A 17,746-nucleotide genomic window follows, 5' to 3' on the forward strand; every position below is an offset into this window, starting at 1 on the left:
CTATCAATTATACGCTCCCCCCATTTTTGTAAGCACTTGTTATAAAACAACAAAAAAGCACTGAGCTTCTAACTCAGTGCTTTCCTAACTTTTACAACTTTTCAGTTAATTTTACATCTGGATACTTATCATGGAACCAGCGCATTGCAAATTCATTTTCAAATAAGAACAATGGCTTGTCATACCGATCCTTAACCAAGAGGTTTCGTGATGATGACATCTTTGGATCAAGTTGCTCTGGATCAATCCAGCGTGCAACCCTCTTACCAAGTGAAGTCATTTCTACTTCTGAATTATATTCATTTTGCATTCTAAACTTAAATACTTCAAATTGAAGTTGACCAACTGCACCTAAAATATATTCATCAGTGTTGAAGTTACGATATAACTGAACCGCACCTTCTTGAACTAATTGATTCATCCCCTTGTGGAATGACTTTTGCTTCATAACATTCTTAGCTGTTACGCGCATAAATAATTCTGGCGTAAATTCTGGAAGTGGTTCATAAACAATCTTACGTTTGCCAGCATAGATACTATCTCCGATTTGGAAATTACCAGTATCATATAACCCAACGATATCACCAGCAACAGCCTTAGATACTTGAACACGCTCACTAGACATGAATTCAGTCGCATTGTTTAAACGAACTGCCTTGCCAGTTCTTGCTAAAGTTACATCAAGTCCTTTTTCAAATTCACCACTACCAATTCTAACAAAGGCAATTCGGTCACGGTGATTAGGATTCATATTAGCTTGAATCTTAAAGATAAAACCTGAAAATTCGTCATCATCTGGTTTAAGTTCTTCATCATCATTAACCTTGTGGCTACTTGGAGCTGGAGCTAAATCAACAAAGCTCTTCAAGAAAGTTTCAACCCCAAAGTTAGTCAAGGCTGAACCAAAGAAGACTGGAGTTTGCTCACCAGCTAATACTTTATCTTCATCGAAAGTATTACCAGCTTCTTTAATTAATTCAATTTCATCTAAAGCTGAAAGGTACAAACTATCTTGACTTAATTCTTCACTTTCAGGTAATTTGCCGTCACTATCTAGGTCGATAAAGTGGTCATCGCCATCTTTACGATAAAGCTCTACTCGGTTATTTTGAATATCGTATAATCCCTTTAAGCTCTTGCCAGAACCAATTGGCCAATTCATAGCCACACCTTCGATACCTAAGATATCTTCTAGCTCAGCTACTAAATCTAAGCCATCACGGCCATCACGGTCAAGCTTGTTCATAAAGGTAAAGATAGGAATCCCACGTTTACGGACAACCTTGAAAAGCTTTTTAGTCTGTGGTTCGATACCCTTTGCTGAGTCAATTACCATGACCGCAGCGTCAACTGCCATTAATGTCCGGTAGGTATCTTCTGAGAAGTCTTGGTGCCCGGGTGTATCAAGGATGTTAATTCTCTTACCTTCATATTCAAACTGCATTACCGAACTAGTAACAGAAATACCACGCTTTTTTTCAATTTCCATCCAGTCACTAGTTGCAAAGTGGCCTGACTTACGTGCTTTAACTGTACCTGCACTTCTAATAACCCCACCAAACAAAAGCATTTGTTCCGTAATTGTTGTTTTACCAGCATCGGGGTGGGAAATAATTGCAAAGGTCCGACGCTTATTAACCTGATCTAATAACTTTTCTGCCATTAATCCTCTATTTCTTCTTTCTTTTTATCTGGAATTGTTAAAAGTAAAGTAAGAATTCTTGATCCTTTCATTCTTCTAGTTGTCAAAACCATACCATTATCTAATCTAACAGTTAGTTTCTCACCCTTTGCTGGAATCATTCCTAATTCAGTAATGACATAACCAGCAACGGTATCAACATCTTCCATTTCTAAATCAGTATCAAATTCTTCATTGAAATCATCAAGAGTCATCTTACCGTAAATTACATACTTGTTATCACTCAATTTTGTGAACAAAACTTCAGCTGTATCAACTTCATCGTCAATATCGCCAACAATCTCCTCAATTAAGTCTTCAATCGTTGCTAAACCAACAACACCACCATACTCATCGGTTAAAATTGCTATCTGTTGTTGCCTTTTTTGCATTTCAACTAACAACTCACCTAACTCGATAGTTTCTGGTGCAAATAACGGCTTATACATAACTTCTTGATAATCAAGTTTGTCAAAACCGAGTTTTCTTGCTTTACGCAAAACGGTTCTAATGTGGATAACACCAACAATTTTATCCTTATCTTGATCATACACAGGAATTCTAGAATATGGTTCATGTAATATATCATCAAGATTATCTTGAAAGTCATCATTAATATCTACCATGAATGCATCCGTTCTCGGCACCATTACTTCGCGCGCCATCTTACCTTGGAAGCTTAAAATTCCGGTAAACATTGAATAGACGGTATCATTAATCGCCTTATTATCGTGTAACTTTTCAATTTCTTGTTCTAATTGTTCAAGGGGTTCGCTTTCTTCCTCACCCGCAAATTTTTTACGTAGATTTTCAAAGAAATTTGACGCCGCAGGGTCACTACTCATCTTCTTACTCTCTTTCTATCTTTCATAATAAAAATAAAACATGTCAAATAATCCATAGTATTATACCATAGCTCAGGACATTTTTATGATAAAATGCTATTAAGAAAGAGGTTATACTTATGGAAAAGAAACGTATATATTTAGTCTTTGTCTTTTTATTACTAATTCCATACTTATGCAGTTTAGCAGTCATTGGAATTGGATATAATGCCTTAGTCCTTCACTCTAGCAGCATATGGCGTTCAATTATTGGAGCCCTAACAGGAAGTTTTATTATGTTCGCTATCAAGGCTACTATTCAACGTCCACTTGACTTGATGGCTAACCAGATTAAAGAAGGCTTTTTTGAACAATTTCTTCGTTTCTTTAGTGTTAGACGGCGTCCTTGGTTACAACTTGCCAATATTGTTTTAGATTTTGCATTATGTTATATTGCAACTTTCTTAGCCCGCATCTTTCTCAATTTAGACCAAATTGTTGGCAATTCAGTTGGTATTACTTTGATAGTAATGTTTGTTTCAACTTGCATTGGTGCTTATCTTGAATATGACAATCTTTCAATTGATCCGCGCCAACATTAACTTATTCACTGACTTTCAAGTAAAGAACTTGGGTCAGTTTTTTTGTATCTAAATCAACTTTTTGTAAAACATAAGGAAGCGGTGAATCGCCCAAGTTTTCATATACTTTAATACCTTCAGCTGTAACTTCTTTTAAGAAACTAGGAATAGAACTATTCAATGGCGTTGAAAGATTTGCTAAATCACCATTAGTTTCTTTAATAGCTACTTCACTTTTTGGCAAATTCATCTTAAGCATCCCATGATTTTTAGTAAGTTCATGTTCACTAATAGCTCCATACCAGTACATAAAGCTATCTGGATTAAAAACAACTAAGCTAGCCCGATTATTTTCTAGATTATTTTCTTTCAAAAAACTAGTAAATTCTTCATCATTTTCCATCATCATATTTTGTTCAGCGAAACTACGATTCTGATCAATTAAACTAGCTGGAAATGGACGTCCATAAAAATATAATTCATTAATTGTTGTTTTCATAAAACTTCTCCTAATATTCATCTAATTCTGAAAGAGAAATAACTTCTCCTGCCAAAAAACGGTCAATATCACTATTTGAAAAGCCGTGACTATATAAATACGTTCTTATTTTATACTTTCTTTGACTTTCATCAAGTCTTTTAAAGCGCTTATAAGCTTTTATTCCCTGTTTTCTTAAGGCTTCATCTTCTTGGGTCTCTTCATTAACTAAATCCAAATCATCAATTATTGCTTGAACCAAATCAGTTCTAAAACCATGTTGCAATAACTTGAGCGTCATTTTTTTCTTAACCTCGTTAAAGGCTATTTTGCCAAGTTGATTTTTTAGCGATTTAATTAATCTGCTTCCAACTTCTACCCAATCTTCAGGTTCAACTTCAGCAAGCGCATCTTCGATATTATTATCAGAGACTTTTTTTAAGCGCAATTTTTGGGCAACAGAAGCTGGCCCATCTTGTCCAACTGCTAAGTCATTTTTTATAAACAAGCGAGCATATTCCAAATCATTTAAGTAGCCCAAATTAATAAATTCTTCAATTGCACTATCAATTGCTTCTGGACTTAATTCATGCTTCACCAAATATTGTCTAACTTCATCAATTGTCCTAATTTGATAGCTTAAATAACGTGCAGCTAATTCACTAGCCTTGGCATCTGTATCAAATTGCTTAATCTTTTCGATTTCTTTTTCAGTTAGAACACTATCTTTAAATAATCGAAACTCGGTTAGTGTCCGTTCACTTGCTGAAAACGCATATTTATTATCAAGAAAAATATTATATCGTCCGCTTCTTTTTTGTGCGGAAACTTTTGTAATTTTTGGCATCATATTTCCTTTCATTAGTTTAATTCCATGCTATCAAAAAAAGCGCATCTTCAACACTACTTTTTTTCTTGCATGAAGAGTTTTTTGCACTTAAGATAAGTAAGATAGTAAAATTAGATTTTTGTAGAAAGAATTAAGAAATGGCATATCAAAAGAAAGAATTAAAAAAAGACATTATTATTACCATTAAGCGATTAGGTATTAATGGCGAAGGTATTGGTTATTATAAGAAAAAAATCATCTTCATTCCTGGTGCTTTACCAGATGAAGTAGTTGTAGCTAAGATAATCAAGACTCACCCTGGTTACATTGAAGGTGAATTAGTTCGAATTAAAGAAAAGAGTCCAAATCGAGTAGCTTTTCCTAATAAGGTAGACCCAGAAATTGGGGGCTTAGAATTGGCTCACTTAAGCTATGATAAGCAGCTAGAATTTAAGAAAGATATTGTCTTAGAATCTCTTAGAAAATATCATCCCCGCGGTTACCAAAAGTACAAAGTGAAAAACACTATTCCTGCTAAAGAAAATTGGCACTATCGTGCTAAAGCACAATACCAACTTGAATTTAGTAAAGGCAAAACCAAATTGGGAATGTATGCTCCTAATTCACGCCGTCTAATTGACTTACCAGAAATGCCTACTCAATCTAAAAATACCCAAAAAACAGAGCGTTTAATCAAGAAATTAATTGATAAATATCATATGCCGGTGGCTAACTGGCGCAAACATTTTGATGGTATTAAAACTGTAGTCGTTCGTGAAGCTGCTTCAACTGGCGAAATGCAAGTTACTTTTATTACCATTGGAAAAAAAATCAATGGCTTGAAGAAATTAGCTCAAGAAGTTATGAAGCTTGATAATGTAGTTTCTGTCTTTCAAAATGAAACTGATTGGAATAATCCACAAATTTGGGGAAATAAGACAATCAAGTTAGCTGGAAAGAATCAAATCGTAGAGCATATTCTCGATAAAAAGTTTGCTTTATCCCCTAGAGCATTTTTCCAACTTAATCCTGAACAAACAGAAATTCTCTACAGTGAAGCTATTAAACTCCTTAACTTGGCTCCTGATCAAGTTCTAATTGATGCCTACAGTGGCGTAGGGACAATTGGACTTATCGCTAGTGACTATGTAAAGCAAGTTATCGGAATCGAAAGTATACCTGAAGCTGTTGAAGATGCAATGCATAACGTTAAATTAAACCATGTCCGTAATGCGGAATATCTACAAGGTAGTGTTGAAAAAATCCTACCTCAACTAAAAAATAGTGGTGTCCCTATTGATGCCTTAATCGTCGATCCACCAAGAACTGGATTAGCTAAGTCTTTAATAAAGACTATTATGCAAGTTAAACCTGAAAGCTTCGTTTATATTTCATGTAATCCTTCTACCTTAGCTCAAGATTTAGTCATGTTAAGTGAAGTATATGATGTTCGTGTAATTGAAAATGTAGATATGCTTCCACAAACGGCACGTTGCGAAGCAATTGCTAAGTTAGTTTTACGAAAAGATAATTAAGAAAATATACAAAAAGAAGGCTAATAATGTATCTTTATATTATTACCTTCTTTTTTTGCATTAAAAAACAGGCTACCCTTTTACTATTCCTGGTAAGTAGCCTGTTCATCAAATGGATGAGGTAGTATTCCTCTAGTCACAATCATCAATACGTTTTAATACATTGGCTGACGCGACCTTAATAACATCACTTGTTCGAGTTTTTGCGAAAAGAACGCAACTTAAATTTTAATAATCAAATGGAAAACTTACGCGCAGCCAAATCATAAGCTTATTAACTATAACGGCTGACACCTCTATTCAGAGAATCTTCATTTAACTAACAATACAATTCTGGAGATAAAAACCTAAATTTTGTTACTTTCTACCTCTTCCACACTTTTAATATAGCATTTTATGTAACCGCTTGCAAGTGTTATTTCCTAGAATATTTACGAATATTATTACTTGTTCCTGCAAAATACCAACCATTAGCATCAGACTGCACTTCTTGGCTTTCTGCTAAGTCTTTTAAGCTCTCATTGAATACTTCTTCGTATTCAGCAACAGTTAATTTTTGACGTTTTTCAAGCATTTCTTTGTGCTTTTCAGGAGCTAATTGTTTTTCATAACCATCTACCAATCGACCAGTGAAAAATTCAGCCATCGCACCTGAACCATATGAAAATAAGCCAATTAAACTGCCAGCTTTTGGTTGATCAACTTCAAGTAAACTAAGAAGTGACATGTAAAGTGAGGCAGTATAAATATTACCAACTTCTTTACCATATGTTGCTCCTGCCACAAACTTATCAAGTAAGCGAGCTGTTGTTTCAGGATCTTGACCTTCAATAGCTAATTTAAGGGCTTTTTGGCCCATTTTAGTGAATGGCAAGTGGAAAAGTAAGGCTTCAAAATCACTAGTTTTCAAATTCTGCTTTTGGGTATAATCTTCAAAACAATGCTTAAAGAAATCAAGATAAACATTAGTTGAATATTTACCATCAACTAAAGCACATTTGAAGTTGTTGGGACGCCAGAAGTCATCAATATCATCTGAGTACATACTAGTTTCACTATTAATTTCCATAATGCTTGGATCTTTTTTAATGAGCAAACTAATACTACCAGCACCTTGAGTAACTTCTCCAGGAGTTGCCACACCGTAGCGAGCAATATCACTACCAATAACAATGGCTGTTTTATCTTCATGAGCTTTAACATAGTCAATTGCCGTCATAATTGCAGCAGTTAAGCCAAAGCAAGCTTCCTTTAATTCAAAAGTTCTAATGTTTTTAGGTAAATTCAAAGCCTTTTTAACAAATAATGAAGCAGACTTTGATTGATCTACACTTGATTCAGTACCAAATACTAGTAAGCCCAACTTATCAAGTTCAATCTTATCAATATATTCACTAGTTGCATTGATTGCCATTGAAACAGCATCTTGGCTTTTATCAGCAACTGCCATCTTATTTTGACCGATACCAATTAAAAATTTCCCAGGATCAACATCGCGGGCCTTAGCTAAATCCACCATATCTACAAATTTATTTGGTGTATAAAAACCAATTTTATCAATACCGACTTTCATGCTTAATTATTTTCCTCTCTAATTTCTTGTAAAAACTTTTTTGCGTCAGTTTCACTATAACGTTTTTGCTTTTGCATTAGTTCTTTTACTGAATTTTTTTCTTCATCAGTTGCTGTTAGATTCTTTAAAACATTACGGATTTGTAAACTCATGTGTCCCTTTTGAATCCCCACAGTTGAAATAGCAAGTAAAGCGGCTAAGTTGTTAGCTAACCCAACTGCTGCAATAATTTCCGCTAGTTCACTAGCAGTTACCTGTCTCAAAATCCGATAAGCAACTTGGACGTCACTTCGCGATTTAATTGAGCCACCAACAACACCAATTGCAAGTGGCAATTTTATTTCACCAACTAGCTTATTATCTTCAATTCGCCAGTTACTTAAACTTTGATAACTACCTGATAAACTTGCGGCTTGATGACAAGCTGCTTCTACAGCGCGGAAATCATTACCTGTTGCCAGCAAAATCGCATCCACACCATTCATAATCCCTTTATTATTAGTAACAGCGCGATATGGATCTTCTTGACCAATTTTACTAAGTAAAACAATTTTTTGAGCTATTTTTTCACCAATTTTTTCATCTTTAGTTTTAGTTAAACTGGCAAAAGCCAAAGATACTTTAGCACAAGTATATTGACTAGGATAGTTAGATAAAATAGCATATAGTTTTTCAATTGTAAAATCTTGACTGATTTTTTGTCCCAAAAACTCCAAAATTGTATTAGTCCGATTAGCTCCCATGCTTTCTGCAGGATCAACTAACACCCGTAAAAACAATAAATCTGTTTTTACTTCAGCAATAATTTGTCTAACGCCACCACCATGCTTAACTAGTGATGCAAATTCCTCGTTAACTAATTTTAGATAATCCGGCTTTTTAGCTTCAAATTCAGCTAATGAAAATTCTGCTACTTCAAAAACTAATTGTCCCCAAATACCTGTCCGCTCACTTTTAGCGCTAACTCCACCATTTTGGTTAAAGATATTTAATCCATGGTTAGCTGCAGCAACAACTGATGACTCTTCAGTTGCCATTGGAACTTGAAAGCTTTGTCCATTAACAATTGCGGTTTGCAAAACTGATAATGGTAAAGTTAGTTTGCCAATTACATTTTCACTAAGCAAATCTAATTCACTTAGTAAATCGTCATCAACATGATTCAGCTTAATTCCATTTTGAAGCAGCATTTTTCGCCGCTCACTTATTGGCAACTGATAAAATTTCATTTTTTATTTCACCCGTTCAATCTCAAAGGCAATTGCTAGCCCGCCTCCAATACAAAGGCTGGCAATTCCTCTTTCTTTATTTTCACTAATTAAAGAATGAGCTAAAGTACCTAAAATTCTCGCACCACTTGCTCCTAATGGATGTCCCAATGCTAAGGCTCCACCATGAATATTAACCTTACTATGATCCAAGTGCAATTCTTTTTCAACAGCTAGACTAGTTGCAGCAAAAGCTTCATTAATTTCAAACAAGTCAATATCAGCTAGAGTTTGCCCATTTTCTTGCAATAATTTCTCAATAACCACTTTAGGACCAAAGCCCATAATTTGTGGATCAAGCCCCACTTCAGCATAGGCAGTTAACTTGGCAAGTGGCTTTAAGTTCAATTCTTTAACCTTATCTTCAGTAGCTAAAATTAACATACTTGCCCCATCTGATAAAGGTGATGAGTTACCAGCTGTAGCAACACCACCTTCTTTAAAGACCGTCTTCAAACTAGCTAACTTTTCAACATTTGAATCTGGCCGTACATTTTCATCATGATCTAATTCTGCCAAAGGAGTAATTTCTTGATTAAAGAAGCCAGCAGCTTGTGCGCGAGCTGCTTTTTGATGTGAATTCACACTAAATTCATCTGCTTCAGCGCGACTTATCCCATATTTAACAGCGACATTTTCACAAGTATTTCCCATTAACTTGTTGCTAAATGAATCAGTTAGACCATCATTGAGCATACTATCAACAAAATTGGGATTATCTTTTTCGGATTTTTTAGCTAGAAGTGGCGCATTAGTCATACTCTCACTACCACCAACTGCGACAAGATCTAAATCGCCAATAAGCATTTGAGCTTGGGCTAAACGAACAGCCTTAAGTGAAGATCCACATACTTCATTAATTGTTGTAGCAACACTTTCTTCTCTCATCCCGCTATTAATAGCAACTTGACGAGCCATATTCTGTCCAAGTCCTGCACTTAAAACATTTCCCATAAATAAGGCATCTAAGTCACTAGAACGCAAATTAGCAGCCTTCAAGGCGTCTTTAAGGGCATAAGTCCCTAACTCTACGGCATTAAAAGCTGCTAACTGACCACGATAACGACCAAAAGGTGTTCTCTTTGCGGCGATAATATAAATGTCTTGCATCAAATTTCCTCTCATTTCTCCAAAATCTGATGCTAATTTTACTATTTGATGTACTTATTTAAAAATGCTTTGATTTTAGCTTTATATTCATGGGGATGAGTTGCAAATGATTTAGCATGGCTAGCACCTGGCACTACCCAGAGCTGTTTTGGTCCACGACTAGCGCGATAATTCTTATAAACCATTTCAGTTGGTACAAAAGTATCTTTTGCCCCATGGATAAACAGCATCGGCTTTGTATTATGCTTAAGCATCTTAATGCTATCAGCATCTCCCAAGAAATAACCAGCTCTCAAACGAGTTATTCCACTCAAAATTTCAACCAAAGGGAAGCGTGGAAAAGTTGGCATCGAATAAATTGCTTGGGCTTCATGCTCAATTTCATTCTTAGCATTAGTATACCCACAATCTTCAATAAAAGCCTTAACCTGACTAGGTAGTTTCAAGCCACTAGTCATCATTGTCGTAGCACCACCCATTGAAACTCCAAAAATCACAATCTCTTGTTTAGGATTATCTTTGAGCAATTTCTGAATCCATTTTTTTACGTCATCTTTTTCCATCCAGCCATACCCAACATAATTTCCCTGACTTTGACCATGTCCACGTGCATCTGGGAGCAAGACGTTGTAGCCTAAAGAATGAAATAAAGCAGCATATTCACCCATTCCATCTTTATTATTCATATAACCATGCAAAATAATAACAGTCTTTTTGGAATTATTATTTTTGATATAATTGGCATCGAGACGTAACTTATTGTCACTACTCATCATGTATAGATGTTTTTTAGTGGCCTTTTTATACCAAAGTTTTTCTTGATATAAGGAATCAGACTTAGTAAGTGGTTTATTACTACTTAAAAATGTTTTGTGGCCCGGAACTATTGCTACATTATAAAAGTACATTCCAGCCCCCAAAAAAGCTAAGACTATCAAGGCAAGAATAGCACTAAGCCATTTTAAACGCTTAGATTTTTTCGATTTCTTTCCCATCATATTCTTCACCGTCTTTCATATACTATTCAAAATAAGCTTTTAACAGTATATCACTAAAGGGAGTAGATAGGAAATATCAAAAAGTAAAATTAGCTCTTCTTTACGATATTATCCAAAATGTAAGAATATAAAAAGTAAGAAATATTTAATTAAAGAGAAAGTTAATAAATGAGATTAATTGATTTTTTGCAAGCCAGCAAAGATTTAACTGGTCAAACCCAATTTTACTTAAAAAAAGAAAATGAACTTTTGCCACTAAGCAAATTAAGCCTCACTAGTACCCATTGTTATCTTTATTCAGGAGCTAGTGCATTAACTAAAGAAAAAATCTTTAATATTGCCGCTCGAACTAAAAATAAACAAATTAAACTTCAAATTATTATTGATAAGCGTGAATTTCCCGTTTATGGCTTGCAACTTATTGTGAACAAACAAATTGCTATTTTAATGTAAAAAAGAAGACCTTAAAGGTCTTCTTTTAGTAAATACTACTTTTTGTTAGGCTTCTTTTCAGCTTCAAGCTTTTTAGCTAAATCTAAGATATATTCTCTTAAAGCATCTTTAGTTTCTGGGTGGATCAGACCATATTCGATTGAAGTTTCAAGGTAACCTTCCTTATTACCAACATCATGACGTTCGCCATTAAATACGTGAGCAAAGACACGTTGAGTCTTGTTCATAGTATCAATCGCATCAGTCAATTGAATTTCACCACCAGCACCTGGCTTTTGTTTACCTAAAATATCAAAAATTTCAGGAGTTAATAAGTAACGACCAATAATAGCTAAGTTACTTGGTGCCTTATCAACAGCTGGCTTTTCAACAAATGACTTTACATTGTAAAGGCCATTAGCAATTTCGCCATCTGGAGCAATAATACCATATTTTGAAACATCTTCATGTGGAACACGCTTTACAGCAATAGTTGAAGCATGAGTTTCATTATACCGGTTAATCAATTGTTGAGTTAAAGGAATCTTATCACTCATTAAATCATCGCCAAGTAAAACAACAAATGGTTCACCAGCTACAAAGCTCTTAGCACGATAAATTGCATCACCTAAACCAGCTGGATGGGGTTGACGAGTGTAGTACAAGTTAACCCCTAAGTTAGTAATACTTTGTGTTAATTCTAGAAGCTGTTCTTTATGCTTTTCTTCAAGATTTGCTTCAAGTTCAGGATTTGAGTCAAAGTGGTCTTCAATTGGACGCTTACTCTTACCAGTAACAATTAAAATATCTTCAATTCCTGAAGCCTTAGCTTCTTCAACAATAAATTGAATAGTTGGCTTATCAAGAATTGGTAACATTTCTTTAGGCATTGCCTTAGTAGCAGGCAAAAATCTAGTTCCTAATCCAGCGGCAGGAATAACTGCTTTTCTAACTTTCATTTGTTCACACTTTCCTATTTTCTATTTCCATTATAAATAATAGTATATCAAAATTATGTCTTTATAACTAACGAATTTCAATATCACCATGTGTTAATTCATCAAATGTTGCATTAACACATACACCAAGCAAAAATAATAGTGAACTTAGGTTCAACCATAACATAAAAATAATAAAGGTACCAACAATACCATAATTTTCAAAAGAAAGCTTAAAATGGCTTAAATAAAGACCAAAAAGATATGACAATCCAGCCCAACCAATTAAATTAACAAAAACACCTGGCCATATTGCTCGCTTACGCTTTTGTACATTTGGTAAAGCAAAGTTAAAATAAGCAATTACTACTAACATTACAACAATTAATACAAGCCACTTATAAGTGAAGATACTTTCAATCCCTAAGTAACTAATTCCTAAAAAAGCTTTTACGCTATTTAAAATCTCTTGACCAAAAGTCAGAGCAATCGTCAAAAGCATTAATAAAACAATCATCGAACCGGTAATCAAAACGACTACCCCACGTTCTAATAATTTTCTACCAAATGAAAATCTCAACTCTTGTTGCCGAACACCATAGATTCGATTCATGCTAATTCTCATTGCATTAGTTAAAGAAGAAAATGACCATAAAGCAATTAAAACCCCAAATGAAATATAACCAGTCGATTGTTTTTGTAATACTGCTTTTACAATTGGCATAATAAAATCTGCCACTTTCGCTGGAAGACCGTAGATTAAGTATTCTTCAACCACTCCAGGCTTTAAGTGAAATAGCGGCATAATATTTCCAGCAATAATAATTATTGGAAACATACTAAATAATAAATAATACGCTATAACAATTGAGCCTTGATTAATCTCACCACGCGACATTCTTTTAGATAAAAGCTTAAAAAAATGTCGCCAATCAAATTTCTTAATCATCTAATTCATCAAAATGTGGTAAATACTTTTCTAAACCATCATAAGGCTTTTGTAAAGTTAAAATTTTAGGACCATCTTTTGTAATTGCAAAAGTATGTTCAAATTGAGCAGCCTTTGAACCATCAGGAGTTACATAGTAAACCCAATCATCATTTGGATCATCAACTGTCTTTTGCATAATTCTCCAGTCACCACCAGCTTCAAGCATTGGTTCAACAGTAATAGTCATACCTTCTTTTAAACGTAAGCCGTGACCAGCTTTACCCCAGTGAGGAACTTCTGGATCTTCGTGAATAGTAGGTTGAATACCGTGTCCAATTAATTCACGAACATCACCAAAGCCATTTTCATCTTCAACATAATGTTGAATAACGGCACCAATATCACCAATTCTATTACCAACTTGAGCTTGGTCAATTCCTAAGTACATTGCCTTCTTAGTTACATCAAGAAGTCTTTGATCTTCTTCAGAAATTTTACCTACTGGATAAGTAGTACATGAATCTGTTTCATAACCATCTAAATTACAAGTTACATCGACACTGACTAAATCGCCTTCTTGTAAAATAAGATTCTTTCTTGGAATTGCGTGGGCAATTTCATCATTAACAGAAATACAAGTACCATATTTATAACCCTCAAAGCCTTGTTCTGATAAACGTCCACCCCGCTCTTTCATAAATTTTTGGGCAAATTCTTCAATATCCCAAGTTGAAATCCCAGGTTTAATCACATCTCTTAATGCTTCAAATAATGAAGCAAGTAAACGACCTGATTTTTGCATTCCTTTAAGTTCACGAGCTGATTTTAAAGTAATCAAATTATTGTCTCCTTCAATAAAAAAGTTTAATACAACTTCTATTATAGCCTTATTTTCACTTTAACAAAAACTATTCTCCAATACTTTTTCATTATAAAAATAAATCTTTTTCTAAATTAAGCCTACATTCGCACTCTAGTATTAATTCTTAAGTTATAATGTGCTAAAATTTAACAGTTAGTATTAACTATTTAGAAAAGGAATAAAATATGCAAGTAAAAATTGTCTATGCCAGTATGACTGGAAATGACGAAGATATGGCAGAAATTTTAGAAGAAGACCTTCAAGATGCTGGCTTTGAAGTAGATTCAAGCGATGTTTCTTTTACAGATGCAAGTGATTATTTAAATGCAGATATCTGTGTTTTTGTTACTTATACATATGGTGAAGGTAAGATGACTGATGAACTTGAAGATTTTTACGATCAGCTAAAGAGCCTTGACCTAACAGGCAAAAGATTTTTAGTTATGGGTAGTGGCGATAAAACCTACAAAGACCACTATTGTGAAAATGTTTTTGACTTTGAAAAGGTATTTTTAGCTTGTGGAGCTGAAGAAGTAGTCAAGCCTTTAACAGTTGAAAATGCACCTGATGATGATGACATTGCTAAAATTGATGAAATTGCCGATGAATTAGCTGAAAAATTCAATGGTTAAATCTGATCGCACCCTACTACGTAAGCAGGGGCGCAAATTATTAAGGCGGTATAGAAACTTATATGTTTATATGTTCTTCGGCTTCATTGCCGCTTTAATTAACACAATCGTTTTTGTCGTTTTACACAATAACTTTAAAGTAGTTTTAGTTTTTGCTAATACTTTAGCATTCATCATCTCTAACTTAGCCTCATTTTACTTCAATCACTATGCTGTTTTTACTCATCATGTTGATACAAGTAAGTCAATATGGCGTAAGTTAGTTGCCTTTTTTACTTTTTAGAATCATCAGTATCATCCCCGATACCTTAATCATGTTAGTAGGCCTTAGTGTTCTTCGCTGGAATGCTGTTTTGGTTAAATTAATTGATCAATTATTAGTAGGTATTTTTAACTATTTAACTACTAAAGCTGTTTTTCAAAAAAACGACCATCTTATTAGAGAGCGAATTCGGCAATACGTAATCGAATCAAAACAAAAGAAAAAGGACCGTTAAAGGTCCTTTTTTCTTTTGCAATATATCAACTAACTTATAAACTTTCATGAATCATTTTAATATGAGGCGTTGATTCAAAAATGAAAGGCGCTCCAATAGTCTTAAAGCCCACTTTTTTGTAAAAATCTTGTACCTGTTCTTGAGATTCAATTTCAATTTCTCTTCCTGGGAAGTTCTCTTTTATAGCATTCATGATTTTCTTTAATAACTTCATCCCATATCCCTGACCTCGGACCGCTTCACTAGTAACTACTCTTCCAAAAGAAACATGTTTTCCATCTAAAAAGACCCGAGCATAAGCTACTATTTTATCATTTTCAATTGCAAAAACATGTAAAGCAGAGAGATCAGTTTTATCAATTTCATGATAAATTCGTTTTTGTTCAACAACAAACGTAGAAATGCGTAAATCCAATATTTGCCAAATTTCGTCAGGTGTTAATTCATTCCATTTCTTAACGTACCACATAACTATTTTTCCTTTCTTTCAAATAATAATTGATTTGCATGCCTAATACTCTCATAAAATTCTATTTGTTGATTATCTGATAAATTTTCAATTAAGTTATTTATTTGATCATTCGAACGAATATCAATTGATTTATATGCTTCACAGCCTTTATCAGTTAGAACTAATTTAATAGAGCGTCGATCTTTTGAATCAGGGATTTTTTCAATTAACCTTTTCTTTTCTAATTGACTAATTACTCGACTAGTATAGCCTTTATCAATCTTTAATTTGTGTACAATTTGAATTGGAGTTATTTCATCTTCTTCAGCAATTTTCTCAAGAATTCTCCCTTCAGGCCAAGATAAATCCGTTTTAAAAATCTTCTTATTAAGTACTCCAAGTGCTATTACATATTGTCGATTAAATTTTCGAATTATATCAATTTCTTTATTGTTAAGCATTGGTTATCTCCTATAAATAGTTGCTTTTGTCAACTCTTTTTGCAAACTAAAAAGGCTCAATTTCGATAAAATGTCGAAATCAAGCCTTAAAATACATATTTTAGAAATCAAAATCTAGCTTTAAAATTACTTTATTCAAATTCTGCTGGGCGTTTAGTATTGGCTTTATCAAAGTAATAAGCAATCGCATCCATGATTCTGTCACTTGCATGACCATCACCATATGGATTCTTGGCATTGGCCATTTCTTCATAAGCAGCCTTATCTTCTAAAAGCTTAACCATTTCAGTTCTTACTTTATCAACTTCAGTACCCACTAACTTCAAAGTACCAGCTTCAACACCTTCTGGTCTTTCTGTAGTATCCCGCAAAACTAAAACTGGCTTACCAAGTGAAGGAGCTTCTTCTTGAACACCACCAGAGTCAGTCATAATAAAGTAACTTCTTTGCGCTAAGTTATGGAAGTCAACAACATCTAATGGATCAATCAAATGAATTCTAGAATCGCCACCTAATACTTCCTTGGCTACTGCTTGCACACGTGGTGACAAGTGGACTGGATAAATAATCTCAACATCATCGTGACTATCAACCACTTGCTTCATCACCTTGAATACTCGGCGCATTGGTTCGCCTTGGTTTTCACGGCGGTGCATCGTTACTAAAATCACACGATTACCTGGCTTAATTTCATCTAAAACGTCATGATGGTAATCTTTTTGAACAGTTTCATGTAAAGCATCAATTGCTGTATTACCAGTAATAAAAATATTATCTTCTGGATGACTTTCTTTAAGTAAATTTTGCTTACTTAAACTAGTTGGCGCAAAATATAAATCACTTAAAACGTCAGTTAATTGACGATTCATTTCTTCAGGAAATGGAGAATATTTATTCCAAGTTCTAAGACCTGCTTCAACGTGGCCTAAAGTAGTTTGTTCATAAAAAGTTGCTAAACTTGCAGCAAATGAAGTAGTAGTATCACCATGAACTAAAACAACATCAGGCTTTTCTTTTTTTATTGTATCAGTAAGCATTGTCATGACCTTAGTTGTAATATCAGCTAAAGTTTGATTCTTGTGCATAATATTAAAGTCATAATCTGGCTTAATCTTAAAAATATCTAATACTTGATCAAGCATTTCCCTATGTTGGGCAGTAACAACAGTCACTTCTTCAAAGCGCGCATCTGACTTCAATTTCAAAACAAGTGGAGCCATCTTAATTGCTTCTGGTCTTGTTCCAAAAACAGTCATTACTTTAATTTGCTTCATAAAATTACCTCCATCGCGTTAATACCTATGATACGCTATTAATAAGTTATTGAAAAGAAGGGAATTAAATGGATTTACGATTTCTCTATTTATTAATTAGTGGCTTTTTAATCACAATTGGCTCTTTTTGTGTAGTATTTGGAATAGCTGAAAAAAGCAATTTAAAAAAATGGATTTTAATTTCAACCGGATTATTTTGTTGGGGAATTGTAGCAATTTTACTTGTCGTAAAAATCGTACGTTATTAAATAATAACACTCTTATAATTCTTGTTTTATATCACATTTTTGTAAATGTTATTGTGTTTTATAATGATTAGTAATAAAATTATGAACTATAAATCCGGGTTTATTTATCTATAATACAGAAACTGTCAAATTTTTTGTGTAAA

At 33.9% G+C, this 17,746-nt stretch carries 19 protein-coding genes and 1 pseudogene; 6 read left to right on the forward strand and 14 right to left on the reverse strand.

All coding sequences use genetic code 11. From position 1 onward, the window contains the following. Window positions 1-91 precede the first annotated feature (91 nt). A complete protein-coding gene (locus FC45_RS03170; RefSeq protein ID WP_006585027.1) occupies window positions 92-1,663 on the reverse strand; it encodes a peptide chain release factor 3 in 1,572 nt (523 codons plus the stop codon). Then, window positions 1,663-2,526: a hemolysin family protein gene (locus tag FC45_RS03175; RefSeq protein WP_006585028.1), complete on the reverse strand. Its 864-nt coding sequence runs from the start codon at window positions 2,524-2,526 to the stop codon at window positions 1,663-1,665. The genes FC45_RS03170 and FC45_RS03175 overlap by 1 nt, the downstream gene beginning before the upstream one ends. 119 nt (window positions 2,527-2,645) lie before the next feature. Between FC45_RS03175 and FC45_RS03180 the strand changes: the two genes are divergently transcribed. Next, window positions 2,646-3,107 carry a hypothetical protein gene (locus tag FC45_RS03180; protein ID WP_006585029.1) on the forward strand — a complete coding sequence of 154 codons (462 nt, stop codon included), beginning with the start codon at window positions 2,646-2,648 and terminating at the stop codon, window positions 3,105-3,107. A gap of 1 nt (window position 3,108) precedes the next feature. Here FC45_RS03180 and FC45_RS03185 read toward each other — a convergent pair whose 3' ends face one another. Both FC45_RS03185 and recX read right to left on the reverse strand, forming a co-directional pair. Continuing rightward, window positions 3,109-3,585, reverse strand: coding sequence for a hypothetical protein (locus FC45_RS03185; protein ID WP_006587967.1), 477 nt, complete (start codon window positions 3,583-3,585; stop codon window positions 3,109-3,111). A gap of 10 nt (window positions 3,586-3,595) precedes the next feature. After that, complete coding sequence (gene recX, locus FC45_RS03190; protein ID WP_006587968.1) at window positions 3,596-4,411, reverse strand: recombination regulator RecX; 816 nt, start codon at window positions 4,409-4,411, stop codon at window positions 3,596-3,598. A gap of 140 nt (window positions 4,412-4,551) precedes the next feature. Here recX and rlmD point away from each other — a divergent pair, with 140 nt between their 5' ends. Further along, window positions 4,552-5,928, forward strand: coding sequence for a 23S rRNA (uracil(1939)-C(5))-methyltransferase RlmD (gene rlmD / locus FC45_RS03195; RefSeq protein ID WP_006587969.1), 1,377 nt, complete (start codon window positions 4,552-4,554; stop codon window positions 5,926-5,928). Window positions 5,929-6,343: 415 nt separating this feature from the next. Here the strand turns inward: rlmD and FC45_RS03200 are convergent, their stop codons facing one another. Genes FC45_RS03200 through FC45_RS03215 form a run of 4 tightly spaced genes read right to left on the reverse strand, consistent with a single transcriptional unit; the run spans window position 6,344 to window position 10,874 of the window. Continuing rightward, complete coding sequence (locus FC45_RS03200; protein ID WP_006585032.1) at window positions 6,344-7,501, reverse strand: hydroxymethylglutaryl-CoA synthase; 1,158 nt, start codon at window positions 7,499-7,501, stop codon at window positions 6,344-6,346. A 2-nt stretch (window positions 7,502-7,503) separates the two neighbouring features. After that, entirely contained in the window at window positions 7,504-8,730 is a 1,227-nt protein-coding gene (locus FC45_RS07745; protein WP_006587970.1) for a hydroxymethylglutaryl-CoA reductase, degradative, read from the reverse strand. Between the two features lie 3 nt (window positions 8,731-8,733). After that, entirely contained in the window at window positions 8,734-9,879 is a 1,146-nt protein-coding gene (locus FC45_RS07750) for a thiolase family protein (protein WP_034535578.1), read from the reverse strand. Between the two features lie 41 nt (window positions 9,880-9,920). After that, on the reverse strand, window positions 9,921-10,874 hold the full coding sequence (locus FC45_RS03215) for an alpha/beta hydrolase (protein ID WP_006587972.1): 954 nt from the start codon (window positions 10,872-10,874) through the stop codon (window positions 9,921-9,923). Window positions 10,875-11,045: 171 nt separating this feature from the next. Between FC45_RS03215 and FC45_RS03220 the strand changes: the two genes are divergently transcribed. Beyond that, window positions 11,046-11,330, forward strand: a complete 285-nt coding sequence (locus tag FC45_RS03220) for a hypothetical protein (protein ID WP_006587973.1) — start codon at window positions 11,046-11,048, stop codon at window positions 11,328-11,330. A gap of 35 nt (window positions 11,331-11,365) precedes the next feature. On the opposite strand, the gene galU is transcribed toward FC45_RS03220, so the two are convergent. From galU to map, 3 genes are all read right to left on the reverse strand, one after another. Beyond that, complete coding sequence (gene galU / locus FC45_RS03225) at window positions 11,366-12,268, reverse strand: UTP--glucose-1-phosphate uridylyltransferase GalU (RefSeq protein WP_006585034.1); 903 nt, start codon at window positions 12,266-12,268, stop codon at window positions 11,366-11,368. 67 nt (window positions 12,269-12,335) lie between these two features. Continuing rightward, the gene (locus tag FC45_RS03230; RefSeq protein WP_057706371.1) at window positions 12,336-13,196 is read right to left on the reverse strand and encodes a YihY/virulence factor BrkB family protein; all 861 of its coding nucleotides are present in this window, start codon (window positions 13,194-13,196) and stop codon (window positions 12,336-12,338) included. Beyond that, on the reverse strand, window positions 13,189-14,016 hold the full coding sequence (gene map, locus FC45_RS03235) for a type I methionyl aminopeptidase (RefSeq protein WP_006585036.1): 828 nt from the start codon (window positions 14,014-14,016) through the stop codon (window positions 13,189-13,191). The genes FC45_RS03230 and map overlap by 8 nt, the downstream gene beginning before the upstream one ends. A 209-nt stretch (window positions 14,017-14,225) precedes the next feature. On the opposite strand from map, the gene FC45_RS03240 reads away from it, so the two are divergent. Then, window positions 14,226-14,672, forward strand: coding sequence for a flavodoxin (locus tag FC45_RS03240; RefSeq protein ID WP_006588480.1), 447 nt, complete (start codon window positions 14,226-14,228; stop codon window positions 14,670-14,672). Next, a pseudogene (locus tag FC45_RS03245) lies at window positions 14,665-15,169 on the forward strand (GtrA family protein). The gene FC45_RS03240 and the pseudogene FC45_RS03245 overlap by 8 nt, the downstream one beginning before the upstream one ends. 34 nt (window positions 15,170-15,203) lie before the next feature. On the opposite strand, the gene FC45_RS03250 reads toward FC45_RS03245, so the two are convergent. The 3 genes from FC45_RS03250 to wecB form a co-directional block, all read right to left on the reverse strand. Continuing rightward, window positions 15,204-15,638, reverse strand: coding sequence for a GNAT family N-acetyltransferase (locus FC45_RS03250; RefSeq protein WP_006585039.1), 435 nt, complete (start codon window positions 15,636-15,638; stop codon window positions 15,204-15,206). Window positions 15,639-15,640: 2 nt separating this feature from the next. After that, the gene (locus FC45_RS03255) at window positions 15,641-16,081 is read right to left on the reverse strand and encodes a MarR family winged helix-turn-helix transcriptional regulator (protein WP_006587975.1); all 441 of its coding nucleotides are present in this window, start codon (window positions 16,079-16,081) and stop codon (window positions 15,641-15,643) included. Between the two features lie 131 nt (window positions 16,082-16,212). Then, the gene (wecB, locus tag FC45_RS03260; RefSeq protein ID WP_006587976.1) at window positions 16,213-17,355 is read right to left on the reverse strand and encodes a non-hydrolyzing UDP-N-acetylglucosamine 2-epimerase; all 1,143 of its coding nucleotides are present in this window, start codon (window positions 17,353-17,355) and stop codon (window positions 16,213-16,215) included. Window positions 17,356-17,423: 68 nt separating this feature from the next. Between wecB and FC45_RS03265 the strand changes: the two genes are divergently transcribed. Beyond that, entirely contained in the window at window positions 17,424-17,603 is a 180-nt protein-coding gene (locus tag FC45_RS03265) for a hypothetical protein (protein WP_006585040.1), read from the forward strand. Window positions 17,604-17,746: the final 143 nt, after the last annotated feature.

Source organism: Lactobacillus jensenii DSM 20557, from assembly GCF_001436455.1.
In the GTDB taxonomy this organism is placed as follows: domain Bacteria; phylum Bacillota; class Bacilli; order Lactobacillales; family Lactobacillaceae; genus Lactobacillus; species Lactobacillus jensenii.